General features: G+C 48.5%; 21 protein-coding genes and 1 riboswitch. Of the genes, 17 read left to right on the forward strand and 4 right to left on the reverse strand.

Annotated elements, in window-relative coordinates:
* Positions 1–190 precede the first annotated feature (190 nt).
* The 4 genes from EDC32_RS16230 (at position 191) to EDC32_RS03785 (ending at position 4,364) form a co-directional block, all read left to right on the forward strand.
* Complete coding sequence (locus tag EDC32_RS16230; protein WP_158283216.1) at positions 191–337, forward strand: hypothetical protein; 147 nt, start codon at positions 191–193, stop codon at positions 335–337.
* A 90-nt stretch (positions 338–427) separates the two neighbouring features.
* Positions 428–2,692, forward strand: coding sequence for a right-handed parallel beta-helix repeat-containing protein (locus EDC32_RS03775; RefSeq protein WP_132220066.1), 2,265 nt, complete (start codon positions 428–430; stop codon positions 2,690–2,692).
* A gap of 281 nt (positions 2,693–2,973) precedes the next feature.
* Complete coding sequence (locus tag EDC32_RS03780; RefSeq protein WP_022736104.1) at positions 2,974–3,606, forward strand: FMN-dependent NADH-azoreductase; 633 nt, start codon at positions 2,974–2,976, stop codon at positions 3,604–3,606.
* Positions 3,607–3,731: 125 nt separating this feature from the next.
* Positions 3,732–4,364 (forward strand): FMN-dependent NADH-azoreductase, encoded by a 633-nt coding sequence (locus EDC32_RS03785; protein WP_102992093.1) that lies wholly within the window; start codon positions 3,732–3,734, stop codon positions 4,362–4,364.
* A 98-nt stretch (positions 4,365–4,462) separates the two neighbouring features.
* Here the strand turns inward: EDC32_RS03785 and lepB are convergent, their stop codons facing one another.
* A complete protein-coding gene (lepB, locus tag EDC32_RS03790; protein WP_022736106.1) occupies positions 4,463–5,011 on the reverse strand; it encodes a signal peptidase I in 549 nt (182 codons plus the stop codon).
* A 250-nt stretch (positions 5,012–5,261) separates the two neighbouring features.
* On the opposite strand from lepB, the gene EDC32_RS03795 reads away from it, so the two are divergent.
* A complete protein-coding gene (locus EDC32_RS03795) occupies positions 5,262–6,431 on the forward strand; it encodes a homogentisate 1,2-dioxygenase (protein WP_132220067.1) in 1,170 nt (389 codons plus the stop codon).
* A 1-nt stretch (position 6,432) separates the two neighbouring features.
* The gene (locus EDC32_RS03800; RefSeq protein WP_132220068.1) at positions 6,433–7,077 is read left to right on the forward strand and encodes a flavin reductase family protein; all 645 of its coding nucleotides are present in this window, start codon (positions 6,433–6,435) and stop codon (positions 7,075–7,077) included.
* A 99-nt stretch (positions 7,078–7,176) separates the two neighbouring features.
* Here the strand turns inward: EDC32_RS03800 and typA are convergent, their stop codons facing one another.
* The gene (gene typA / locus EDC32_RS03805) at positions 7,177–9,009 is read right to left on the reverse strand and encodes a translational GTPase TypA (protein ID WP_132220934.1); all 1,833 of its coding nucleotides are present in this window, start codon (positions 9,007–9,009) and stop codon (positions 7,177–7,179) included.
* A 955-nt stretch (positions 9,010–9,964) separates the two neighbouring features.
* On the opposite strand from typA, the gene EDC32_RS03810 reads away from it, so the two are divergent.
* The 10 genes from EDC32_RS03810 to EDC32_RS03855 all read left to right on the forward strand — a co-directional run bounded on the left by EDC32_RS03810 (position 9,965) and on the right by EDC32_RS03855 (position 21,856).
* Positions 9,965–11,749: an ABC transporter transmembrane domain-containing protein gene (locus tag EDC32_RS03810; RefSeq protein ID WP_132220069.1), complete on the forward strand. Its 1,785-nt coding sequence runs from the start codon at positions 9,965–9,967 to the stop codon at positions 11,747–11,749.
* Positions 11,718–13,463, forward strand: coding sequence for an ABC transporter ATP-binding protein (locus tag EDC32_RS03815; RefSeq protein WP_132220070.1), 1,746 nt, complete (start codon positions 11,718–11,720; stop codon positions 13,461–13,463). The genes EDC32_RS03810 and EDC32_RS03815 overlap by 32 nt, the downstream gene beginning before the upstream one ends.
* An 817-nt stretch (positions 13,464–14,280) precedes the next feature.
* Positions 14,281–15,609, forward strand: a complete 1,329-nt coding sequence (locus EDC32_RS03820; RefSeq protein WP_132220071.1) for an anti-phage deoxyguanosine triphosphatase — start codon at positions 14,281–14,283, stop codon at positions 15,607–15,609.
* A 240-nt stretch (positions 15,610–15,849) separates the two neighbouring features.
* Positions 15,850–16,644 (forward strand): transporter substrate-binding domain-containing protein, encoded by a 795-nt coding sequence (locus tag EDC32_RS03825; RefSeq protein WP_132220072.1) that lies wholly within the window; start codon positions 15,850–15,852, stop codon positions 16,642–16,644.
* Positions 16,645–16,918: 274 nt separating this feature from the next.
* A complete protein-coding gene (gene zwf / locus EDC32_RS03830) occupies positions 16,919–18,457 on the forward strand; it encodes a glucose-6-phosphate dehydrogenase (RefSeq protein ID WP_342774492.1) in 1,539 nt (512 codons plus the stop codon).
* Positions 18,458–18,478: 21 nt separating this feature from the next.
* Positions 18,479–19,108 carry a cyclase family protein gene (locus EDC32_RS03835; RefSeq protein ID WP_132220073.1) on the forward strand — a complete coding sequence of 210 codons (630 nt, stop codon included), beginning with the start codon at positions 18,479–18,481 and terminating at the stop codon, positions 19,106–19,108.
* A 134-nt stretch (positions 19,109–19,242) separates the two neighbouring features.
* Complete coding sequence (locus tag EDC32_RS03840) at positions 19,243–19,932, forward strand: amino acid ABC transporter permease (RefSeq protein WP_211341886.1); 690 nt, start codon at positions 19,243–19,245, stop codon at positions 19,930–19,932.
* A gap of 16 nt (positions 19,933–19,948) precedes the next feature.
* Positions 19,949–20,695, forward strand: a complete 747-nt coding sequence (locus EDC32_RS03845) for an amino acid ABC transporter ATP-binding protein (protein ID WP_132220074.1) — start codon at positions 19,949–19,951, stop codon at positions 20,693–20,695.
* A gap of 181 nt (positions 20,696–20,876) precedes the next feature.
* Complete coding sequence (locus EDC32_RS03850; protein ID WP_132220075.1) at positions 20,877–21,413, forward strand: DUF6932 family protein; 537 nt, start codon at positions 20,877–20,879, stop codon at positions 21,411–21,413.
* Positions 21,414–21,418: 5 nt separating this feature from the next.
* The gene (locus tag EDC32_RS03855) at positions 21,419–21,856 is read left to right on the forward strand and encodes a helix-turn-helix domain-containing protein (RefSeq protein WP_158283217.1); all 438 of its coding nucleotides are present in this window, start codon (positions 21,419–21,421) and stop codon (positions 21,854–21,856) included.
* Between the two features lie 93 nt (positions 21,857–21,949).
* On the opposite strand, the gene EDC32_RS03860 is transcribed toward EDC32_RS03855, so the two are convergent.
* Together EDC32_RS03860 and EDC32_RS03865 are read right to left on the reverse strand one after the other, a co-directional pair.
* Positions 21,950–22,762 (reverse strand): YqhG family protein, encoded by an 813-nt coding sequence (locus EDC32_RS03860; RefSeq protein ID WP_158283218.1) that lies wholly within the window; start codon positions 22,760–22,762, stop codon positions 21,950–21,952.
* Positions 22,743–24,467, reverse strand: coding sequence for a DEAD/DEAH box helicase (locus tag EDC32_RS03865; protein WP_132220078.1), 1,725 nt, complete (start codon positions 24,465–24,467; stop codon positions 22,743–22,745). Before EDC32_RS03865 ends, EDC32_RS03860 begins: the two co-directional genes overlap by 20 nt.
* 167 nt (positions 24,468–24,634) lie before the next feature.
* A riboswitch (glycine riboswitch) is annotated at positions 24,635–24,730 on the forward strand.
* Between the two features lie 164 nt (positions 24,731–24,894).
* On the opposite strand from EDC32_RS03865, the gene gcvT reads away from it, so the two are divergent.
* Positions 24,895–25,989: a glycine cleavage system aminomethyltransferase GcvT gene (gcvT, locus tag EDC32_RS03870; protein WP_132220079.1), complete on the forward strand. Its 1,095-nt coding sequence runs from the start codon at positions 24,895–24,897 to the stop codon at positions 25,987–25,989.
* Position 25,990: the final 1 nt, after the last annotated feature.

Consider the following 25,990-nt stretch of genomic DNA (forward strand, 5'->3'; position numbering starts at 1 on the left):
GATTTGATAGGGGGACAGAAAGTGATTCGAGCTCTAGCGCATTGAACCACTGTGGATGCTGCTTCTGAGCGTGACATCAGGAGGGGTTCATTTTTTTGTGTTTCTGTATTAATACAGATGTTGATATGTTGCCGTTGTTATAATATAATTTAGATAAATAAATCCATTCACAAGTTGGGAGGAGTTCTTCGTGATTTCTTATTCCCTGGCGTATGAAGTGCCTGATTCAGTGAACGAGGCAGAAAATAACCGCATTGAAAACGAAGAACCAACAGAATCACCGGAAAAAATCATTCGCGACCATTTGTTTGAATATTATAACAGGGGCAACAGGTAACAAGTCGGCCAATGCCGACTTTTTTCTTTGTATTGTGGCATGATATAGTGAAGAAAGAAGTAACGGGTTGGAAAGGCGGTTTGACTATCAATGGCAAAAATCCGCGTTTCGCGCAGATGGTTCGCCAAGTATCGCAATATTCAAGATGCCATTATGGATGCGAAACCAGGCACGACGATTGAGGTTGAGCCTGGCGTCTACCAGGAGGATTTATGGCTTGATCGCTATATTGAAATTGTAGGGCTCGGCGATGATAAAGAAGTGGTGATCCAAGGTAAAAAGTTTGCCACCATCGAGATGGGAACCGGTTATGCGGTGATCAAGAACGTGACCGTCAAGGAATCGCGCATGGCCCAAGCCCCTGCCGTGTTGATGAATAAAGGTTCCTTGGTATTGGAAGATTGCCGCGTCATGGCCTCTAAAAGTCCGGCGATCTCCATTTTGCATGATGATGCGGAGCCCATTGTACGCAGGTCATCGGTTTTCAGTGAGAAAAATGTTGCTGTCCAGTGTCAAAGCGCGGGGAAAATCTTGTTTGAGCAATGCGAACTTCTCAGCCACGGAGAACTGGCAGTGGTGTTTATTGCGCAAGGGAATCCCTTTTTTCGCAAGTGCAAGATCACAGGTACATTGGGTTACGGAGTGTTTGTGGAAGAGTTGGGCCAAGGCCGGTTTGAGGAGTGCAATGTGTATGGCTTCCACCACAGTCCAGCCGTGGGCGTTCATGGCGGGAGCCCCACATTCCTCCGAACGCAGATCCATGATGGCAAAGCCACGGGCATCGTTTTCCAAGGGGGAAAAGGGGTTTTTGAAGAGTGTAAGTTTTATGCCCTCGGCAAGGAACGAGCGGCGGTTCGGGTGGCCGGACGAGCCCTGCCCCGATTTCATCACACGGAAATCAAAAATTGTCCGGGTGGTGCATTTTTGTTTGAGGAAGAAGCAGGTGGCATTGTAGAAAATTGCGACTTGTATGGGTTTATCGATAAGCCCGCAGTGGTGATCCGGACGGAGGCGAACCCCCAATTTTTGCGGACGCGTATACATGACGGGGATCAAGGGGCTATAGCCTGTTACCATAGCGGCAAAGGTATCGTCGAAAGCTGCGAGCTATTTGGGTTCAATCGCAACATCGTCACGGTGCTGGATGATGGGCGGTTGGATATTTTGCGATCCAAGGTCTACCATGGGCAAGAGTACGGGATTTATTATGCGCAGAAAGCGGAAGGGATCGTACAGGAGACGGAGATCAAGCAGTTTCCCGACCGCGGGGCAGTCTGTATCGCCCATGCCGCCGATCCTACGTTTGTCCGTTGTCATGTGTCCCAATCCAAAGTGGGGGTTCATGTGATCGACAACGGCCGAGGAACGTTTGAGGAGTGCACTTTGACGAAATGCGATGAAGCGTGGTCAGTGGAAAATGGCCATCCCATCATCAAGCGCTGCCTGACAGATATCCCCTCTACGACTGCCGAACCGCAGTCAGCAGAAGAGGAAAGCGAACCGTTAAGCGAGTATGCGGCCGAGTGGGAGCGGGTGATCGGGCAGGAGAAAGTGAAGCAACAAATGAGAGACGTGGTAACCTACTTGGATTACCAACAAGAGCGCAAACGACTAGGCTTGCCTTTGCCTGATGAGATGCCCATCCACGCCGTTTTCTGCGGCCCTGCGGACACCGGTCAGGTAGAGGTGGCCGAGGGGTATGGCCGGGCGTTGAAAGGAATAGGCATCCTACCTTCGGATCAGGTTATCCGCATGGATGCTGGCTTGTTGGCGCAACAGTCGGAGGAGGCCATGTTGCGGGAGTGGCACCGATTAATAGACCAAGGGAAAGGCGGGATCCTGCTCATTGAACGCCTGCCGCTATTGGCTAACACAGAAAGCGGTCAAAGCATCATACGCCATATCAAGCAGATGCTGGCGCAGCGGGAGGCAGACAGCGCCCTGATCTTAGTTGGAGAGGAGTCATTGTTAAAGGAATGGTTGGGGGAGCAATGGAACGATTTGGTGAAAAACCGTTTCACTTTTGTTCCCTACACGCCTTATGAGTTGGCCGAGCACTTTGAACAGATGGCGCGCGCAGAAGAATATGTGATCCATCCCAGTGCCAAAGATGACTGCGTCAAAGCGATGATTCACCTGCACAGGTACGGCCCAGAGGGCCAACTTGCGCGCCTGCGGGAATTTTTCCAGCAGGTGAAGTTTAACCATGGACGCAGATGTGTCCGATTGCCGAAAGAAAAACGGAACAAAGAGTTATTGGTCACCTTGATGCCTGAAGACTTTTTAAATGAAGAGACAGACATCCGACCCGGCAATCCGGACTGGCTGGCGGAAATCGAGCGTTATTTGCATTGACCGGCCCAAATGGCTTGGCAAGGAATGTCGTTTCGTTTGAAAATAATGCAATGGCCCGAAGTGGAAGTGGATATGATCCACTTCTTATTTTTTTCTGTCGTCTTTAAATCGACCAAATATTTGATTTTAGGTTATAATTGTTATCCATATAGGGTAATAAAAGCATGTTGTATGTTATTTAATTATCGATATGTCCTATAACAGGTAACAGATCGGGCAGTTTTTTTCAATTTATAGAGAAACATTCATGGCTATAAGGCCTTAGGCGAGGAGATGAGTCTTTGGCAACGGTATTATATGTCACCGCTAATCCTAAACCAGAGTCGGAATCTGTGTGTTTACGTATGGGACGGGAGTTTTTGCGAACGTATGAATTGACCAATCCGCTTGATGAAATTGTAGAGCTGGACTTGTACCGCGATCCGATTCCCTTACTGGATTTCGATGTGTTTAGCGGATGGAGTAAGTTGAATGAAGGTTCCCCTCTTACTTTGGAAGAGCGGAAAAAGTTGGGAAGGATCAGTGAGTTAGTTGAACAATTTATCCACGCCGACAAGTATATTTTCGTCACACCCATGTGGAATTTTGGTTTGCCACCCATGTTTAAAGCTTACATCGACCTGGTCTGCATGCAAGGAAAAACCTACCAGTACACCGCGGCCGGACCGGTCGGGATGTTGCTGAACAAAAAGGCGGTTCATATTCAAGCGCGGGGGCAAATCTATTCACAGGGTCCGGCGCAAGCGATGGAGTATGCCGACAGTTATGTCCGGTTGGTTTTGGGGCTGATGGGAATCACCGATGTGCAATCCATCATTGCCGAGGGTACATCAGATCCGCAACGGTTCTCGCAAATCCTCCAACAGGGGATTCAGCTTGCCAAACAACAAGCGGTGCAATTTGCGCAAAGTTGAATGGATGAATGAGAATTGGCATGGTTATTTATAATACATAAAGGAACCGCCTAGCTTGACAAAAGATCATCTGTTTAATATACTTACAAAAGATTAGTTGATTATTTTTTAGGGGGAAGACACGAATGGCCAAAGTACTGTACATCACTGCCAATCCCAAAGCAGAAAACGAATCATTCAGTCTCAAATTGGGGAAAGGATTCTTGGATAAATATAAAGAATTGAATCCTCAAGACGAAATCATCCATCTTGACTTATACCAAATGGATCTTCCTTACCTTGACGCCGATGTGTTCAGCGGATGGGGCAAACTGGCTAAAGGTGAAGGTCTGACTGAAGACGAGCAACGCAAAGTCGCTCGGATCAATGAATTGACCGATCAATTTGTGGAAGCGGACAAGTATGTGTTTGTTACGCCGATGTGGAACTTCTTGTTCCCACCACGCATGAAAACGTATATTGATACCATTTGCATCGCGGGCAAAACCTTCAAGTACACTGAACAAGGACCGGTCGGATTGTTGGAAGGCAAAAAAGCGATTCACCTGCATGCCAGCGGTGGCGTTTATTCCCATGGTCCGGCGCAGGATTTGAATTTCGCTGATCGTTATATCCATGCGGTGATGAACTTCATTGGAATTACGGATGTTACCACGGTTGTCGCTGAAGGAATGGCTGCACAACCGGATCAAGCAGAAGCCATCTTGAAGGATGCCATCGCCAAAGCGCAAGACGCAGCGGTGCAATTTGCGAAATAATAAAGAAAGCTAGGATGCAAAAGGCATCCTAGCTTTTCATTTTTGCTTCCAACTACACTGCAAGGGGACAGCGTCATCCACTTGGTTCATGGCGACATTTAGAATATTTTAACCCCTAGCACATGATCGATGGGGATGCTGCCTATTTCCCGGCTATCCCGGCTGTTGTTGCGGTTGTCGCCCATGACGAAGATCTGGTTTTCCGGAATGACGAAATGGGCGTCGGGCGTATCGATCATCGCCTCTTTGATGTAATCTTCCTTCAGACGTTGTCCGTTTCGGTACACTTGGTTGCTTTTGATCATGATGGTATCGCCGGGGAGGCCGATGACGCGCTTGACCCAGACATCGTGGCTATGGCGCTCTTTAAACATGGAGAACAGCGGGGTATCGAGTAAATCGTCCTTCCATGTGCGCGCACGATTTACACGGCTGTCAATGATCACGATGTCACCGATCCGGGGCTTGTAGGTGAACGTCCGGGGAAGTTTGGATACATAGATGTGGTGGTTGGGTTTTAATGTAGGTTCCATTGAGCTACCGAGAACTTTGGTGGGTTGAAATACAAAAATACTGATAAAAAGTGCGAAGGCAATGCCGAAGAAGATTGAACCACCCCAGGCCAATAGCTCTTTTGCAATCCTCATTATTCACGTACATCTCCTTACTTGATTTTGGAAAAAAGAGGTTTTGGATGTTAACTAATTCAATGCTTATGCAGAAAATCCTTTCAAATATGGTACTGTTGGAGCAAATCGTTTTTGCATAGGGTGGTTGCCTTCGTCTTTGCTGGTGATAACATCCGTCGTTATTTTTAGAGGAGAGAAAACCTTTTCAAGAAATGTATTTGTTATTTTGTTAAAATAGTGAATAGATGAATCATTAGGAGGGAGAGCCATGCCGTTTTATCATCGTCTGGGAAATCTCCCAGCCAAGCGACATGTTCAATTTCGACAGCCTGATGGGAGTTTGTATCGCGAGCAGGTGATGGGCACCAAAGGTTTTTCTGGCATTCAGTCCATTTTGTATCACATCCATCCGCCGACACAGGTGCGGGAGGCTCGGTTTTTGAGAGACTGGACGGTGCCGTTGGAGGAAGAAGGAGCCAATCGCCATCGGCATTTTTTGACGTTTGAGGCTCCGAAGGGAAAAGATCCGATTGAAGGGCGTGTCCATTGGTTGGTGAATGAAGATGTGGCCATCGCTACGGCCAATCCGACAGAAGCGATGCCTTATTTTTTCCGCAACAGCGATGGTGATGAAATTCTCTTCGTCCATGAGGGGGAAGGGGTTTTGGAAACTATTTTTGGTGATCTCCCCTACCGCCCTGGTGATTATTTGGTGATCCCGGTGGGAACCACTTACCGTTTGAACATGAAGAGCGAGCAAACCCGTCTGTTGGTTATTGAAACGACAGGGGAAATCACTCCGCCCCGTCGGTACCAAAACGAAGTGGGCCAGCTGATGGAGCACAGCCCCTATTGTGAACGGGATATACGGGTTCCTGAAAAACTGCAAACACATGAGGAAAAAGGAACGTTTGAAATTCGTGTCAAGGCGCGAAATCGCTTACATTCCTATCTCTACGATTTTCATCCGTTTGATGTAGTTGGTTGGGACGGATATCTTTACCCATGGGCCTTTAATATTGAAGATTTTGAACCGATTACCGGCTCTATCCATCAGCCGCCGCCAGTTCACCAGACTTTTGCTGGTCCCAACTTTGTCGTTTGCTCCTTTGTGCCGCGGATGTACGATTATCATCCCTTGGCCATTCCAGCTCCTTATTATCACAGCAATGTGAATAGTGATGAGGTACTTTACTATGTTAAGGGGAATTTCATGAGTCGAAAAGGCATAAACGAAGGTTCAATCACCCTGCATCCCAGCGGGATTCCCCATGGGCCCCATCCAGGGAAAATGGAAGCGAGCATCGGCAAAACCCGGACGGAAGAACTGGCTGTCATGGTAGATACATTTCGTCCATTGCGGGTGACCAAGGCTGCCCTCTCATGCGAAGTAGCAGAGTATATGGCGAGTTGGTTGCCTGAAGAGACGGAGGGTTGATATGCGCTTTGATCCTAAGAAGCTTTCAAAGACTGACAATTACAAGTTGCTGATAGGTAGCGTGTTGCCGAGGCCCATTGCTTTTGTCACCTCCCAAGGGCCGAACGGGACAGTCAATGCGGCGCCCTTTAGCTTTTTTAATGTGGTCGCCACCGAACCGCCATTATTGGCTTTCTCATGCACACGCAAGCCGGGCGGCGTCATGAAGGACACGGCACGCAATATCTTAGATCATGGAGAATATGTTGTTCACATTGTAGATGAGAGCATTGTGACGATGGTGAACGAAACGGCAGTCGAATTTCCGGCTGAGGTTGGCGAAGCGGAACAAGTCGGGTTTACTTTTGCCGACAGCGAAGTGGTGTCCGTGCCCCGATTGGCGGAGTGCAAAATCCAGATGGAATGTCGGTTACATCAACATTTAGCACTGGGTGGAACCGAAAAGGAATCTAATAGCGACTTGCTGATTGGCGAAGTGGTGCAGTTTCATGTTGCCGACGAGCTCATCGATCGTGGACGAATTGACACCATGGGACTGCGGCCGGTGGGAAGGATGGCCGGAGCTACTTATGTCAAGTTGGGAGAATTGTTTGATATTCCGCGCATGAGCTATGAGGAATGGATGAAGAAAAAAGCATCTGAGTAGGTGTGATGATTAGAACGAGGCTGAGTTTGAGCGCGAAGTGCCACCTGATAATAAAAGGTGGGTTAAGTATAAACTTAACCCACCCTTTTTATTGCGCTGTTATTCTGCTTCATATTTTTTCTGCTTTTGATGGCGTGCCCGTTCGTTTCTGGCGAGGTATTTTTTCCGCAGACGGAAGGTTTTGGGCGTGATCTCAAGCAGTTCGTCCTCTTTCATGATTTCCAGGGCATCATCGATGCTAAGTTGACGGGGCGTGTCGAGACGCAGAGCTTCTTCCGCGGTGGCACGGCGAATACTGGTGAGATGTTTCTTTTTGCAGACGTTTACTTCCAAGTCGTTTTCGCGGATGTGCTGACCGACAACCATTCCTTCATACACTTCTGTTCCAGGTGTAATGTAGAGTTGGCCGCGTTCTTGCGCCGAGTGGAGCGCATAGGTGGTAGCTGTACCCGATTCCCATGCGATCAGGGAACCAAAATCATGCGTCTCTATTTCACCCGCATAAGGTTCGTATCCGGCAAACAAGGTGTTCATCAACGCTTCACCACGTGTCGCCGTCAAAAGTTGGAGGCGGAAACCCAACAAGCCGCGAGATGGTGCCTTGTAGACAAACTGGATGTTGCCGCTATCTAACACGGTCATGTCCAGCAACTGCCCTTTGCGTTTGCCCAAGAGCTCAACGACTGCACCTTGTTGCTCGCTGCTCACTTCGATTTCCACTTGTTCATAAGGCTCGTATTTCTTACCGTCGATCACCTTAATGATTACTTCCGGCTTGCTTACCTGGAATTCATATCCCTCGCGGCGCATGTTTTCGATCAAGATGCTCAGATGCAATTCCCCGCGGCCAGACACCATGAAATGATCGGCTGAATCAGTGTCTTCTACACGCAAAGCTACATCTTTTTCCGCTTCGTTGTAGAGGCGTTCACGAATTTTGCGGGAAGTGAGGTATGTCCCGTCTTGGCCGGCGAATGGGCTGGTGTTGATGCCAATCATCATGCGCAATGTGGGCTCTTCCACTTTGATGGGTGGCAGTGGATCGGGATGGTTGATATCGCACAAGGTGTCGCCGATCCCCACTTTGCCAAGGCCTGTGAGGGCGATGATGTCTCCGGCGAAAGCTTCTTCCACTTCTACCCGGGCTAGCCCTTGATGGGTGAACACTTGGCCTACTTTCACCTGCTTGGTTTCGCCGGTGGCCGTCATCAGCAACAAAGGTTGATTGCGCCGGATGGAACCTCGATTTAAGCGACCGATCACGATTTGCCCTTTGTATTCGTCAAAACCGAGCAAGGTGGCCTGCATTTGCGTTGGCCCTTGATGATCCACGGTGGGGGCGGGGAGATATTCCAAGATGGTTTCAAACAGCGGTTCCATCGTGGGGGTTAGTTCGTTTGGAGCATAACCAGACGAACCGGTTAATCCGCTCGCGTAAATGATAGGAAATTCACATTGTTCTTCGCTGGCACCCATGTCGACGAACAAATCGAAAGTGGTGTTGACCACTTCATCGGGGCGCGCATGAGGCCGGTCGATCTTGTTGACGACCACGATGGCTTTGTGCCCGCGTTCCAGTGCTTTTTTCAGAACGAACTTCGTCTGCGGCATGGGGCCTTCCACCGCATCGACCAACAACAGCACACCGTCTACCATATTCATTACCCGCTCCACTTCACCGCCAAAATCGGCGTGTCCGGGTGTGTCGACGATATTGATGTTAAATCCTTTATATTGGATCGCGGTATTTTTCGAAAGAATGGTGATGCCGCGCTCACGTTCCAAGTCATTAGAGTCCATCACGCGTTCTTCCACATGCTGGTTTTCGCGGAAGATACGGCTTTGTTTCAGCATGGCATCTACCAAAGTGGTTTTGCCGTGGTCTACGTGTGCGATGATAGCAATGTTGCGAATGTTATTCTCTTTGCTCATGTTATGGTGAGGAGCCACGCGGGGCCCCTACCCTCCTTTTCGTTTCGGATTCCCAAACGGAATCGTACCATAAATAAGGGAATCTATGCTAGTGGGAGAGGAGGCTTTTCGTAGCGCAATTGCAGGCTTACCAATGAGACGACGATGGAATGGATTAAGCACGTGGATCAAGGAAGTACAAAATCAAAGAAACTCCTCCACTCTCTCCGCTGAAGAAAGACGCCCTCAATTATGATTATGCAAGTGTCGGAGTGTAACGTTTTGTATGGTATGTGTATCTCATTCACCATCATAGAGCGGAAGAGTAATTTGATTTGATTCACGTAGTTTCATGAAAAAATTTTCTTTAAGCCATTTGATGTCCCATTGTAAATAATAGTATTCGATCCATTCATCGTTCCCAGTATGGTAACGTTTTTTACGTTTAACAATGAAGTCATCTATGTGAAATACATAAACATTGATGCGTTTTTCGTGTAATATCACTTTTAGTTTTTTACGAGGGTAGTTTTCCCAGAACGACTCAGGCCATCAATTCCGAGGATAAAGCGTGTTGATTTGGCTATATTTGAGACAATATCTACTAAATCAGACAAATAATCTTTCAAGCTGCCAGCCTCTAAGAGTGTAAATGGATTTAATAACTATCTGAAAACAGTTTTAAATGAGTCGGTTTGTCTTGTCTATAAATCATCTTAACGCAAGGGGGTAATTCTCTGGAACTCTTTAAGATGTTTGGTAAAGGAGGGAAACCCGGGTTTTAACGTGGAAGCGGCTTTGTTTTGATAAGCCAGGAAGCTTGAGATGACTGATAGTCAGGTTATTAATTAAACTTTTTTACTAAAAAAGTTTAAAAAGTATTTACATTAGCGAATCTGTAAGGTAAGATTGTGATTACCGAAATATTTGAATTGCAAAGTATTTGGGAAATGTACAGAGAACGGGGGTGGAGTCAATGATGATGTTTCGTCAACTTTGGTGGTTTTTCAAGATGGAGAAAAAGAGTTACCTGATCGGGATCAGCACACTGATGCTGTTGTCCCTGACGCACCTCGTGACCCCTTACACCGTGCGTGTGGTGGTGGATGCTATTACTGCCGATGCTTTAACCTGGCGTCTGCTGGTTTTTTGGACGGTGGTTAACGTGCTTGTCGCCCTATGCAAATATGGGCTGGGTTATACTTGGCGCGTGATGTTGTTTGGTGCCGGCAACCGCTTGGGAAGGTTGTTGCGAGATCGCTTGTACCAACAATTCACCCGCATGTCCCCGCGGTTTTATCATCAGCGGCGTACTGGGGATATGATGGCCCATGCGACTAATGACATTCAAGCCGTGGTCGTCACTGCCGGGGAAGGTGTGCTGACTTTGGCTGACTCCTTCGTGTCCGGTATGGTTGTCATCGTGGCGATGTTCGTGTTTATCGATTGGCAATTGGCTCTGATTTCACTGCTTCCCATGCCGTTGATCGCCGTGGCTACTCAACGGTACGGCAAGTTGCTTCATCAACGATTTCACTTGGCGCAAGAAGCTTTTTCAGGTATCAATGACAAGGTGCAAGAAAATATCGCTGGAGTCCGGGTGATCAAAGCCTTTGGCCAAGAAGAGGCCGAAAAGCAGGAGTTCAAACGGCGGTTGGATGATGTGGTAGAGAAGAACCTGGCAGTAGCGCGAGTGGATGCCCTGTTTGACCCGACGGTTGTGTTGGTTGTGGGTTTGTCGATGCTATTGGCGATAGTATTCGGTTCGATCAGTGTAGCGGACGGGCGGTTAACGATCGGTCAATTGCTTCAATTCACGCTATATCTAGGGCAGCTGGTGTGGCCGATGTTAGCTTACGGAATCCTCATCAATATCGTCGAGCGAGGGCGTGCTTCCTATGAACGGATCCAATCGCTATTAAACATCAAGCCCGATATTGAAGATCGCCCCAATGCGATCGATGTGCAACCCGTGGGGGACATTCGGTTCGACGTGGAGTCGTTTACCTATCCCGATGCCGAGAGTGCGGCGTTGACCCAAATTCGCGTATGTGTGAAGCGGGGAGGGACGCTGGGGATCGTCGGAAAGACAGGCAGCGGCAAAAGCACGTTGTTGCGCTTGATGTTGCGTGAGTTTGACGTGACCCAGGGAGAGATCCGCATCGGCAACCATCCTATCACAGATTACACCCTGTCGGCGCTAAGGGGAGCGATTGGTTATGTGCCGCAAGACCATGTATTGTTTTCGGCCACTGTCGCAGAAAACATCGCGTTTGGGAACCCGAAGGCGACAAGAGAACAAATTGAAGCTGCTGCCAAAATCGCTTGCGTCCATGAAGATATTCTCCAATTTGCAGAAGGTTATGACACCATCATCGGCGAAAGGGGCGTCACCGTCTCAGGTGGGCAAAAACAACGGTTGTCGATTGCCCGCGCCTTGCTATTAAATCCGGAGATTCTGATTTTGGATGATGTCCTGTCCGCGGTCGATGCCAAGACCGAGCATGCCATTTTGCAAGCATTGCGCCAAAATCGGGTTGGCAAAACGACGTTGATTTCTGCGCACCGCTTGAGTGCCGTGGAACATGCAGATACCATCATCGTGTTGGATGAGGGGCGGATCATTCAACAAGGAACCCACGAAGAGCTGATGCAACAAGATGGATGGTACCGTCACATGTTTTTACAGCAACAATTGGAGTCACAGGTATTGAAAGGGGGGGAAGAAGGTGGTACCGAAACGTCTGCTCCACTATCTTAAACCTTATCAAACCCGCTTTTGGGTTGCTTTTGCCGCGCTATTGGCCGCCACCGGCGCAGAAGTGGCAGTACCGTTGTTGGTCAGCTACTATTTGAATCATTATCTGGTTCCCAATCAGCCTATCGATATAAAGATACTGCTGGTGTTTGCGGCAATGATCTTGCTCTTACAAGTGATCACGGCGGTTTTGCTTTATTATCAGTCGCTTTCATTTCAAACCGTCGCGCAGTGGATCGTGCGCCAGCTACGCGAAGATGTGTTCGGCAAGGTGCAACATCTGGGTCTCTCGTTTTTTGACCGTATTCCCGACGGATCGCTGGTGTCGCGCATCACCAATGACACGGAAGCCGTAAAAGAGTTGTTCATTTACGTCCTTTCCTCCTTTTTGCAAAATTTCTTGATGGTTGCAGGCGTGTTCATCGCTATGTTTATCCTCGATTGGAAGCTTGCTTTGTGGGCTATGCTCTTTTTGCCGATTGTGCTCGGTCTGATGCAGGGGTATCGTTACCTGAGCTCCAAAGTGTACCGTTTTTTGCGGAGCCAGCTAAGCCAGATAAATGCCAAGATCAATGAGTCCATCAATGGAATGAACATGATTCAAGCATTGAGGCAGGAAGCGCGGTTGCGTGCGGAATTTGGCAAGTTAAACGAAGATTACTACCAAGCACAGATGAAAAATATCCGGCTGTACGGGTTGATGTTGCGCCCAGCGATTCAAGTATTGAGTGTGTTGGCAGTTGTCTTGGTATTGAACTATTTTGGCTCCCTCTCGTTTTCCCAATCGATTCAAGTGGGGGTAGTGTACGGTTTCGTTGACTTGTTTAGCCGTTTATTCGAACCGATCACCCAAATCATGTTGCGGTTGAATCAATTGCAACAATCCGTGGTATCAGCGGATCGGGTGTTTGAATTGTTGGATCAAACGGAGTACGCACCCGTCAAGGAAGGGGATGACCATCCCAAGATCACTGAAGGGCGGATCGAATTTGACCAGGTTACGTTTTCCTATGATGGGAAGACCAACGTGCTCAAAAATATCTCATTTGTCGCCGAACCGGGGCAGACGGTGGCGTTGGTCGGGCACACGGGCAGCGGTAAAAGCTCCATTATCAATCTGTTGATGCGCTTTTACCGGGTCAACCAGGGCGAGATTCGTATAGATGGCCAGCCGTTAAACCATTTTGACGAGGCGGAATTGCGGTCGAAGCTGGGGTTAGTGTTACAAGATCCGTTTTTATTCGTTGGCGACGTGAAAAGCAATATTCGATTGCATAACAAAACGATTACAGATGAAGAGGTGAAAGAGGCAGCATCGTTTGTGCAAGCAGACGCATTTATCGAAAAGTTGCCGCAACAGTACAAAGAGCCTGTGGTGGAACGGGGAGCTACTTTTTCCAGCGGCCAGCGCCAATTGATTTCTTTTGCACGAACCATGGCCTTCCAACCCAAAATCTTGGTCCTCGATGAAGCGACAGCCAGCGTTGACACCGAAACGGAAGAGGCGATTCAGACCGCTTTGGAAAAGATGCGCAAAGGACGGACTACAATTGCCATTGCACACCGCCTGTCTACGATTCAAGACGCCGATCTTATTTTGGTGTTGCATCGTGGGGAGATAGTCGAACGCGGCACCCATCAGGAATTGTTGGCTAAAGAAGGATTGTATCATAAAATGTACATGTTGCAAGCGCACGGTACGGTGAAGACGGTCTGAATCGGGTCCTGTATCCCACTGAGCGGAATGCTGGGGTTGGAAACTGTCCAGCCCAGGCGAGTCCCGACTCGGTTTATTCATCTGGCAAGTACACGTTCATACTCTCCGATCGTGTTCAAAAAATGAATGAAATCAAAGACCTTCACAACGCCAAACACAGCGAAAGTGGAGGTCTTCGTTTTGTAACAGGAGCGGGATGTTCGCCGGAAAATAACAAATAAGCCATGAAGAGCCAGTTGCAATTTGTACATTTTTAAGTATGATAATTCTATATATTTCGTCATCAAGAAAGGAGTGGAACATCTTGGGAGAATTGCAAGAAATATTCATTTATGGGTTTTGTTCGTTAATGACATTAGGAGTTTGTTGCATTGCGCTCCTGATGCATCGGAAGCTGATAGATTAAGGACGTGACCAGCCTCAGCACATCGCTTTTCGATTGCTGGGGCTGATGGTTTTATATGCAGTGGGGTCGAGGGAAGTTTTCTTGGATGAAATGTTTTTTTACGCAATCATACGGTAATATAGTTAAAAAAGGATGGGTTGGCGATTTGAGGCGCAATAAAACGGAAGCAAGGATGAGCCCGATCCATGTGTTGGTATTCCAAAGCCGTTTTCCCATTGGCTCCACTTGTGATGCGGGAGCTCATTGGAAGATGGTTTTTCCGCCGTATGATTTGTCAACCAGACACAGCCCATGCCTGCTTCATAAAAGGTTTTGGGCTATCATCGGCGGTTTGCCTGTCAGACGGGCTTGCATCCGACGCATCGGTTTATCGCCTTGTCGGTTACGGAACAGTAGAGGAGGTCAAGTGTTTTGATCATTTATCGCGCTCGTGAAAATCATTTGTATTATCCATCGGACATGGAACGGAGGAAGCCGTCTTCTTCACGCCACCTCTCAGATGCCCGTGATTCGTTTGAAAAAGATTTTGGGCGGATTGTGCACAGTGCCGCATTCCGGCGCTTGCAGTCTAAAACGCAAGTGATCGGCAGTGTGGCTGGCGATTTTCACCGCACCAGGCTGACCCATTCCATGGAAGCGGCACAGATCGCGCGAGGAATCGTGATCCATCTCAATGCTCATCACCCGTTGTTTAATCAAGAAAATGCACTGGATGTGTCGTTGATCGAAGCGGCCGCATTGGCGCATGACTTGGGACATCCCCCTTTCGGACATCGGGGGGAAGAAGCCTTGCATGAATGCATGCGAGATTATGGCGGATTTGAAGGGAACGCCCATACATTCCGTATCCTCACCCGGTTGGAGGGAGAAGTGGAATTCGGCCTGAATCTGACTAGAGCATTGTTGCTGGCAATCATGAAATATCCCATTGTGCTGGATGAAGCGGTCAATGAAGAACAGTATCGCACAACGGGCAAAGTCTTACCCCCAAAGGCGAGCGTCTTTGCTTGTGACCGGCAGGTGTTTGCATGGGTGTGCTCTTCATTTACCAAAGAAGAGACCCGTCATTTTCTAGCTACGACGGATTATCCGGATCGGCACCGGCAGACCAAGCATAAAACGTTGGAGTGCTCTATCATTGAATTGGCGGACGATATCGCCTATGGAACTCATGATGCCGAAGATGCTGTCCATCTGGGTTTCATCCAGTTGGAGCAATTGAAGGAGTGCATTCGCCCCTTTGCCCGTTCTGAAGAATACCAAGAGTTGCGAGAAGCTTGGAATGTGTTGAACCCGTTGCATCAAGGGCATAATCATTTGCGATACAAATTGAAAAAAGTGATTACGGCATTGATTTCCACCTTCATCACCCACATTCAGGTGGAGTTGAATGAACGATCTTTTCACTCGCCCCGTTTGAAATACCGTGTGTATCTTCCGCCCGAGTTGCAGGCGCTTTTGGAGCAGTTGAAGCAATTGGTTTCAGACAAGGTAATTGATGCACAGCGGGTACAAACGATCTCATGGAAAGGGGCTTATGTCATCAAACAATTGTTCCAAGCGTTCATGAATGAAGAACGCCTGCTGACGGAACATGACCGCTACCTATTCCGCCGGGCTTCCACCGATGAACAACGTGCCCGGATCGTATGTGATTATATTGCAGGGATGACTGATTCCTTTGCGTTGCGCATGTATGACCGACTGTACGGGCAATCCCGCAGCTTTTTTGATATATAGGCTTGGTTGGGCTTTCGGCAGAAAGCCCTCCTCGACTTATTTTATCGAAGATTATTTATATTCAGATAAGGGTTTTGCTGTTGGTTTAGTAAGTGAATTTGTCAGAAGCAGAGTGATTTTGTTTTAACAGGCAAAAATAGTAATTGACAACAGGATTATGGTATGAGTAAGATCAATCTTAGAAAATCGTTAATGCATACCTGCTAACTTGGTATTATGCCGATAGGAGAGTTGGTTAAGATGAAAAAGATGAAACGCATGTTCGCTACCATCTTGTCGGCTGCACTGTTTGGCGTGTTGGCCACAGGATGCAGCGTGCAAACACAAGAAAAAGATCTGCTGAGCCAGATCAAAGAGCGCGGAACCATCCGCATTGGGACTGAGGGGACTTATAAGCCGTTTACTTTTCATGATGAGAAAAGCGGAAAATTGACCGGATATGATGTTGAAGTGGCCGAAGAAGTAAGCAAGCGAATCGGTGTTAAAGCGGAGTTTGTAGAAACACCGTGGGAAGGGATGCTCACCAGCTTGAAAACGGGCAAAGTTGACATGGTGGCCAATCAGGTGGGCGTCAAGCCGGATCGCCTAAAGGTCTTTGATTTTTCCAAGCCATACACGGTGTCTTTTTCCCAAATCGTTGTCCATCAGGACAATGAGGATATTAAAAGCATTGAAGATGTAAAAGGGAAAAAAGCGGGACAAACGCCGACAAGCAATTATGGACAAATGGCGCGTGACGCTGGTGCCAATCTCATTGCTTATGAAGACATGATGGGCGCGATGAAAGACGTGGCCGCAAAACGGGTTGATTTGAGCATCAATGACCGTTTGGCAGTGGCCGAAATGCTCAAGTCTGTGAATATGCCTTTGAAAACGATCGACGTAAAGGCTGATCGTTCAGAAAGCGCGTTTCCGGTGCCCAAAGGGAACAAGGCCTTGGTCGATGAAATCAACAAAGCATTGGATAGCATGCGCCAAGATGGTACACTATCCAAAATATCCCAAAAATGGTTTGGGCAAGATATCACGAAGTAATGGGATCGTTTGCTGGCAGTAAGGACTCTTCCTTTATCAGAGGAAGAGTTTTTTCATACCTTGAAGGCGCTGGAGATCGCCAAAAATGGAGGGCATGGAAAAAAATTCTGCCGAAAATCTTGCGCATTTCTTCATCTTGAAGCAAAATAGGGTTGTTTTGAAGTTGTTTCATTTAGAGCGAGTTTACTTATCTTACCGAATGATCATAGGTGCTCAAACACATATTAAGCGCAAAGACGTGTTCGAGCTATGTTATTCAAAGGAGTGAAACCATGTGTCCCACCATGCCCGAGTGAGTGAACCGTTTTCCATGGTCATTTTTGGTGCGACTGGGGATTTGGCCAAGCGGAAATTGTTTCCTGCCCTCTTCAGTCTTTATATGAATAAGTTATTACCTCCGGCTTTCCGAATCATCGGTGTCGGACGCAGGCCGCGAACCCATGAACAATTTAGGGAAGCTGTCCGCAAATCAGTGGATGAATTCTCTCGCATCAAGGTGGCTGATGAGGCATCATGGCAACAATTTATTAAAAACTTCACTTATACGGTTGCCGATGTGACAAATCCTTCGGATTACGAGGGAATCAAGTCATTGATTGAAGGATTTGAAACAGAGCATGGGGTAGAGCCTTGTCGCTTGTTCTACCTGGCGATAGCCCCGGATCTGTTCGCTACGGTTTCCCACAATCTGAAAGCGATTGGCCTTGGCGATACACGTGGAGTCAAGCGATTGATCATCGAAAAGCCAATCGGCAATGACTTCCTCTCTGCCAAAGAGATTGATGAACAGATCAAACAGACGTTTACAGAAAAAGAAATTTATCGGATCGACCATTATCTTGGTAAGGAAATGGTGCAAAACATCAATGTGATCCGTTTTGCCAACAGCATTTTTGAACCACTTTGGAACCACCATCATATTGCATGCGTCCAAATTACCGCCAGCGAAACGGTAGGTGTGGAAGAGCGCGCCGCTTATTACGACCGTGCAGGCGCTTTGCGGGATATGGTGCAAAACCATATGCTACAAATGCTGATGATGGTGTGCATGGAACCGCCAAGCCGCTTGAAAACGGAAGCGATTCACGACGAGAAGATCAAAGTATTGCGTTCGTTGCGCCGATACTCAGAAGAGGAAGTTGGTGCATATGTGGTGCGCGGGCAGTATCAAGCGGGTATCTTGAACGGCAAGGCCGTCCCGGCATACCGCGATGAGAAAAATGTGGATTCGGCATCTGAAACGGAAACCTTCGTGGCGGCCAAGCTGTATGTGGACAACCTGCGCTGGGCGGGAGTTCCTTTCTATATCCGTACCGGCAAGCGGATGGGCGCGAAGGCAACTGAGATTGTGATACAATTCAAAGAGATGCCTAAGAACTTGTATTTCAATAAGAATAACGATCTGGGCCCCAACTTGCTTGTTATCACCATCAATCCTGATGAAGGCATCCATATGGTGTTGAATGCGAAGAAGCCCGGCTCTGACAATCAGATTATGCCGATTGCGATGGAGTTCTGTAACAATTGTGAGCAAGGCACACCGGAAGCATATGAGTCCTTGATCCACGATGCGATCGTCGGTGACCAAACCTTTTTCACACATTGGGAAGAAGTGGCCTTGGCCTGGGAATTCATCGATCCGATTCGTCGGGCGTGGGACCGGAACCTGCACAAGCTCGACTTTTATGAAAGCGGCACTTGGGGGCCGGCGTCAGCCCATGCATTGCTGGCGGAAGAAGGGCACCACTGGTGGCCGGTCACCAAGGAACGACAGCACCGCGTTGTTAGAGCAACGGAAGTGATTACTACATAGAGGCAGGGGAGAGAACAAACCATGAAAATGTATGATGTGTCCATGACGATCACGGAAGGGATGCAAGTATACAAAAATAAAGAGTCCAAGCAACCCCGCATCTCGGTTGTACAGGACTTTGACACTGCGCCATGCCGCGAATCGCGGGTAGATATGGATGTCCATTGCGGAACCCATGTTGATTCGCCATTGCACATGTTGCCTGATGGTGGCACGATGGAAAGCATTCCGTTGGAACGGTTGGTGGGGCCCTGCCAAGTGCTTGACCTGACGGACGTCACAGGGGGGATCACCCGCGCTGATCTGGAAAAGTTCGACATTCGCCAGGGTGGGTTTTACCTGCTCAAAACCAAAAACTCTTTCCAGGAAGCTTTTGACTTTGATTTTGTTTTTCTGGCTGAAGACGGCGCCGAATATCTCGCCAGTAAGGGGATTAGCGGAGTAGGGATCGATGCGTTGGGTATCGAACGCGCGCAAGCCGGTCACCCCACGCATAAGACTCTCTTCCGTGCAGATGTCGTTATCATGGAAGGACTGCGTCTAAAAGAAGTGCCAGAAGGTGAGTATTTCATGGTGGCAGCGCCTATCAAATTGCTCACCACGGAAGCTGCGCCGGCGCGTGTCATCTTGTTTGAGGGCTTAACGGTTTGATTTTAGCCGAGAGCGACTTCTATTGGTGTGAATAGAAGTCGTTCTTTTGTTTGACAATAATAAATCCGAGATATATGATAGAAATTATTAACTATGAAATGGTAAGCGGTTGGAATCAATTTGGGGTGGGATGAATGGAGATATTGCGAGCAATACGATGGGAAAGTTTGTTTGATGTCGAATTGGCTATCAAAGCGGCGCCACAACTGTTGATTGGACTTATGGATACGATTTGGATTAGCTTATTGACGATGGCGATTGGGCTCGTCTTGGGATTGTTGACCGCGATGGCGCGCATGTCGAACAATCCGCTGTTCCGTTATCCGGCGCGGGCTTATATTTCGCTCATCCGTGGTACGCCGCTTCTGGTGCAGATTTTCATCTTGTATTTCGGCCTGCCGGTGATCGGGATTACCTTGACGCCGCTCTTGGCCGGGATCATCGGTTTGTCGTTCAATGTAGGGGCGTACTCAGCCGAAACGATCCGTGGTTCCATTCTTTCCATTCCGAAAGGGCAATGGGAAGCGGCAGCGTCACTCAATATGACATATTGGCAGACGATGCGGCGTGTGATTATCCCGCAGGCGACCAGAGTTGCCCTGCCTTCCTTGGCCAACACATTTATGAGTTTGGTCAAAGATACGTCCCTGTTGGCGATGATCACGGTGCAAGAGATGTTTTATCAAGCGAAAGTGATCGGTGCGCGGGAATGGGATTACATGACGGTCTTCATCATGATCGCGTTGTTTTATTGGGTGGTGTGCACCTTGTTAAGTTTTGCCCAAGATAAGCTGGAAGAACGTTATGGGCGCTATGCTTCGTAGGAAGGGGGAAAGACGGATGATTCGGGTCAAAGGATTGCAAAAGGCGTTTAAGCAAAATCAAGTGCTTAAGGGCATTGATTTGGAAGTGGCGCCGGGAGAAGTGATCTGTGTGATCGGGCCGAGCGGGTCCGGTAAATCCACTTTCCTGCGCTGTTTAAATATGCTGGAACACCCTGATGCCGGGGAGATCGAATTGGACGGAGATGTGTTGCAGTTCACCGGAAAAGATGTGCCCATGAAGCAAATGCGGAAGTTGCGGGCCAAAACGGGGATGGTGTTTCAAAGCTTTAACCTCTTTCCTCACATGACCGCACTGGAAAATGTGATGGAAGGGCCGCTGGTGGTTAAAGGGCATCCCAAAGAGCAAGTAAAGCGGTCTGCGGAAGCTTTGCTGGCGAAGGTAGGCTTGTCGGACAAAAAAGATTTGTTTCCGGGCCAATTGTCCGGTGGCCAACAACAACGGGTGGCGATTGCCCGCGCTTTGGCTATGGAACCAAGCGTACTCTTATTTGATGAACCGACATCCGCGCTAGATCCAGAGCTGGTCGGGGAAGTATTGAAAACGATGCAGGAATTGGCACAAGAAGGTCAAACGATGGTAATTGTCACCCATGAGATGGCTTTTGCGCGCGATGTAGCCGACCGCATTGTGTTTATGGATGGAGGGGTCGTGGTTGAGTCTGGCCCGCCTGAGCAGGTGTTCGCGCATCCCGCCGAAGAGCGTACCCGGCGTTTTTTAAGCAAGTTTCTCGTCAAACAATGATTAGAAGTAGTAGCGAACCGTTCGCCAAGTGGCGGGCGGTTTTTTGCGCTTTGCGGCCACTTGCAAGCGGTGCTCGTGGTTTCCTCTTTTTTGTCGTTTATGTTAACATATGTGTTAAGGGTGATTGTAAAGTTTGGCTAAGCAGTTGAATAGGATAAAATACAGGAGGATATCCTGACTGATGAGATTTAATGAATACGGCTTATTGGAACCAGGCGATTATCCACTTACTTTTGAGCAACTAAGAGAATCGATCCTTGTCAAAGGGGAAGAAAATTCCCTGCTTCCTTGGGATGGATACTGGCGAAGCCGTTTGGTCGAAAATCTGGAGATTTGTGTGAAGCAGCTGTGGGCCTGTGGGGTGGAGGAAATTTATATCGACGGTTCTTTCTGTACTGATAAATATCAGCCTAACGATATTGATGGCTACTTTATCCCCCCTGATCCCCAGGCGGTGTTTAACGGAAAGTTAATTGAGCAATTGAACCGCCTCGATCCCCACAAATGCTGGGGATGGGATCGTAATCGCTTTGATGCATACGGTAATCTGCAATTGGAGATGTGGCACCGCTACCGGGTGGAATTGTACCCTCACTGCAAGGGAGTGTACTCCGGGGTTAAAAACGGCCAAGGGCAGAACATGAAATTTGATGAGTTTTTTCGCCGGGACCGCGATTTTGACATGGTCAAGGGGATCGTGAAGTTGATGAAAGGATGATTGCGATGATTAAGACGGAGCAGGAGTATAAGCGTTGCATGATGCAGGTTGCGCAACAGGAACAGCTCTTGGCGGAGCAAAGGGCCGAACTGGAAAAGATGGGATTGACAAAAGAGCAAATCGAACGGGGATTGGCGCCGGCGAGGTTCTTTGGAGAGCGACTAAGGCGGGAAATCCATGAGTATGAAAGCTATAAGTCCGGTCAGTTCGATATGCGCTGTACATTGGATAATATCGGCCGCCAATTGATCGCTTTTCGCATCTACAAAGGGATATCACAGGCGGAACTGGCCAAGCGGCTGGGCGTTTCCCCGCCACAAGTGTCCCGTGATGAGCGCAATGAGTACGGTGGCGCTAGCATGGAGAAAATCAAACAGGTGTTGAAGGCGTTGGAGATGGAAGTGTGGATTGTACCGAGTGAATTGGAACAGGTGTCGGGTTAACGGCCCCACGGATGGTCATAATGGGTTGAATATCAGCTGGGACAAGGAAAAGGCAAGTGGCACGTGGGGCAAGCGTGTCGCTTCTTTTTTTGTTTAAGAAAATGTTTGGGTTTCAGCGTAAAACAGGCCGGCGTTGATGCAATGCAGCTCTGCGCGGGGAGCGTATTGCCACACGATTTCCTCGCGGCGCTGTTTTCTGTCTCGCTCTGCTTCTTCAGATAACGAGTCTGGATAAAACGAATCCAATTGGGCCAATTCCGCTTCACAGCGTTCTTGTGCTTGCTCGGCCCAGCTCAGGTCTTCGTTTTGAATCTGTTCATGGACATAATACTCCAATTCACCAACCGCTTCATTCAGAGAAAGCCGCGGCGGCAATAGATGGCGGTGGGCGGGTAGTCTGCTTTGCCACTCATAGGACTGGGCTTGTTGGTAAAAGTCAGGGGTGATTTCCCCACTGATCAGATTGATGCCCAGCGACAGCAAGCGGTCTTTTTTTTGGTCGCAGATGTAAGAAAGTTTGTAATTGACCCCCAACCACGGGGTATACGCCTTGGATTGGGAGGCGAACGCTTCTTTGCCTTTGGGTACTTGATACAAACGGGCAAAACGTCCGTGTTTTTGGGCGGAGCGCAACATTTGTGAAAATCGGGGAGCGCCGAAAAAGAGGGCTTCTCCTTTCAACCCTGGCGGTTGATTTGCGGGATCAAACACCAAGTTAAGTGTAACAGGTTGCGGTTCGATGTTCATCTTTTCTACATACATCCAATAAAACGGGCGGTTTAGCAAATCTTTGTCCGCTTGAATCGAGAGCCGGGTGGTGATATGCGCTGGCCCAGACTCGATGATATGGCATCCTTGCAATTGTAGATATCGTTCGGTAAACGACCTAATTTGTTGTTGGTTCATAGCGCAACAATTCCTCTTTCGCTTCGTTTTCGATGGTGACGGCATGGCGCACCTGATGGAATGTGTCACCCCAGCGATCCAGGTGTTGCCGAATTTGTGCTTCATCGTGCGTTTCCAGCATAATGCGCATGAGGTTGTGTTCCAAAGATTCGTCTTCCATCTTTTCCAAAATGGTTTCCAGCTCGCCGATAACTGTTTCAAATAATTGGATTTTCTCTTGTAGCAACCAAATGATATGTTCTTCGATGGTGTTGAGGGTGGAAAAGTTGTAGATGGAGACATCATGCTGCTGGCCCAACCGATGAATGCGCCCGATCCGTTGTTCGACGCGCATAGGGTTCCAAGGCATGTCAAAATTGATCATGTGGTGGCAGAATTGGAGATTGATCCCTTCCCCGCCTGCCTCTGTCGCAACCATCACCTGGGCTCGTTTTTGGAAAAGCTCCATCATCCAATCTTTTTTGTTCCGATTGAAACCGCCGCGAAAGGGTACCGCTGGAATCCCCGCTTGGGTCAGCTCGCGCAACAACATGTCTTGGGTTGCCCGGAATTCGGTGAAGAGAATCACTTTTTCGGGCGACAATTCCTTGATGAGGCGAAGTGCTTGCTCCACTTTGGAAGAGGAGCGAACACTGCGCAACAACTGAATCAAATGTGCCACTTCGGGCGAAACTTCCTCTTTTTGTTCTTCTGCTTTTTTGACCAATTTGAATAACGTGTGGAAGACTGCATCACGGCTGGAACAAACCTCTTTCTGCAACACCAAGAGCGACAGCATGCTTTTCAGATCGGTGCCTTCTCGGTATTTGGAACGTACGAATTGGGTGATGCCGTCGTATAGAGCCCGTTCTTCCGGCGACAACTCAATGGTGATTGTTTTCACCTTCCGCTTCGTCAGATTCAAGTGACTGTCGCGACGCCGGTTGCGGATCAACACCCGGCTGATTTCTTCCCGTAATTGGGCTTCGTTCTTCGCTTTTCGCTTGCCCGCTACATAATCACTCTGAAAATCGGTCTGTTTTCCGAGTTGTCCCGGCTTTAGCAAAGTGACCAGATTATACAATTCGGCCATTTCATTCTGCACCGGTGTCGCTGTGAGCAGGAGACAGTATTTTTTTCGCAATGCATTGATGAACTGCCAGTTTTTCGTGCGTCTGTTTTTCAGCTTATGAGCTTCGTCGACGATGACGATGTCATAATGTTTGCTGAGGACGCAGGAGCGGTGCGGGTCCCGTTTGGCAGTATCCAAGGAAGCGACGATAAAATCGTATTGATCCCACATCCATCCCTTTTTTTGTGCGACCGCCGGAATTTGAAATTTTTGATTCAGTTCGCGTGTCCACTGTAGCACAAGCGAAGAGGGGACGAGGATCAGCGCACGCTTCACCAAGCCGCGGATGATGTATTCTTTTAGAATTAAGCCCGCTTCGATCGTTTTACCCAGGCCGACTTCATCAGCCAGGATGGCCCGGCCGCGCATCTCATTGATAACGCGTTTGGTTACATCAATTTGATGCGGAAGTGGATCAAACCCTTGAATTTGTTTCAAACTTTGGATAGATTCAAACGTAGGGACAATTTCTGCTTCGGCTGCTTCGACAGCGAGCTGGAAGCGTTCCCAATCAGCCCAGTCGCTGTCACGGTCGACTCTTGTTTGAAATTCGTCCACCCAAGTACGATCCATGCGAATTGGGAGAGATTTCATTGTAAATCTACCCACCTTTCTTCGGCCATGAGTTCCCATTACAGTATGGGTTAAAATGAGGAAAATCATGTGTCTGGAGAAAAAACGAACTTTTTTGGTCGAAGGTATCGAAATTCATCGGGAAATGTGGCACAATGTGGTTGTGACAAGTTCATATTGTTCGGCGGTTGAATGCGGGAGGAGAGACCATGCCATTGGTATGGCGCCGAAGGAGCAAGCCAGTCACAGGTGAATCTCTCAGGCAAAAGGAGGCCCGCTGGACGCCACTCTGGAGAGAGCCCGTATTATCGCGGGCCACCAACGGGGCAACTCCATCCGACGGAATGGAGCAACTCTCAGGTAATCAGGACAGAGCAATCCCGATGTAGCTTCATCAAGGGACGTTTCTGTCTTTTTTATATTTGTTGAAGAACGCGAGGTGGAACAGATGTCTGAGTTGAAACGAACGCCGCTTTATGAGACGTACCGCACCGAGGCAAAAATGGTTCCTTTTGGCGGATGGGAAATGCCGGTGCAATTTGTCGGCATCAAGCAAGAACATGAGGCGGTTAGAACGAAAGCGGGTCTGTTTGATGTGTCCCATATGGGTGAAGTGCGGATCAGCGGTTCGGGCGCGCTCTCCTTTATCCAAAAGATAACCACCAATGACGCCAGTCGGTTGCAAATCGGGGATGCGCAATACGCGATCATGTGCTATCCCGATGGGGGTACAGTTGATGACTTGCTTGTTTACCGCACCGGAGAAAATGAGTATCTGCTTGTCATCAACGCATCCAACATCGATAAAGATGTCGCTTGGATGAAAAAGCACCAAACAGACGAAGTTAAGATCGAGAACATTTCGGATGACATCGCGCAACTCGCTTTACAAGGTCCGTTGGCGGAGAGCGTACTGCAAACACTGACGGAGACCGATTTGTCGGAAATCAAATTTTTTAAATTCAAGCAAAATGTGAATGTTGCTGGCGTTCCCACGTTGGTTTCCCGGACAGGCTATACGGGGGAAGATGGGTTTGAGCTGTATTTCGCACGTGCCGAAGCGCCCAAGCTGTGGCGGGAGATTCTCGCAGCTGGCAAGGAGCAGGGCGTATTGCCGTGCGGTTTGGGAGCTCGGGATACCCTCCGCTTTGAAGCGCGCCTCCCTTTGTACGGCCAGGAATTGTCGCCGGAAATTTCACCGCTTGAAGCAGGTCTGGGATTTGCTGTCAAGTTGGACAAAGGCGACTTCATTGGCCGCGATGCGTTAGCAAAACAAAAAGAATCGGGACTTGCCCGCAAGCTGGTCGGCATCGAAATGATCGACCGCGGCATTCCGCGCAGCCACTATCCGGTCTACGCAGGCGATGAACGGATCGGTGAAGTGACCACCGGAACGCAATCTCCCACTTTGAAGAAGAATGTTGGTTTGGCTCTTCTGAAGACAGAGTTCACTGACTTGGATCAAGTGGTCGAAGTGGAGATTCGCGGTAAACGCTTAAAAGCGCGCGTGGTGAAAGTGCCTTTCTATAAACGGCCGAAGTAAG

The sequence above is a fragment of the Laceyella sacchari genome (genome assembly GCF_004343255.1).
In the GTDB taxonomy this organism is placed as follows: Bacteria; Bacillota; Bacilli; order Thermoactinomycetales; family Thermoactinomycetaceae; genus Laceyella; species Laceyella sacchari.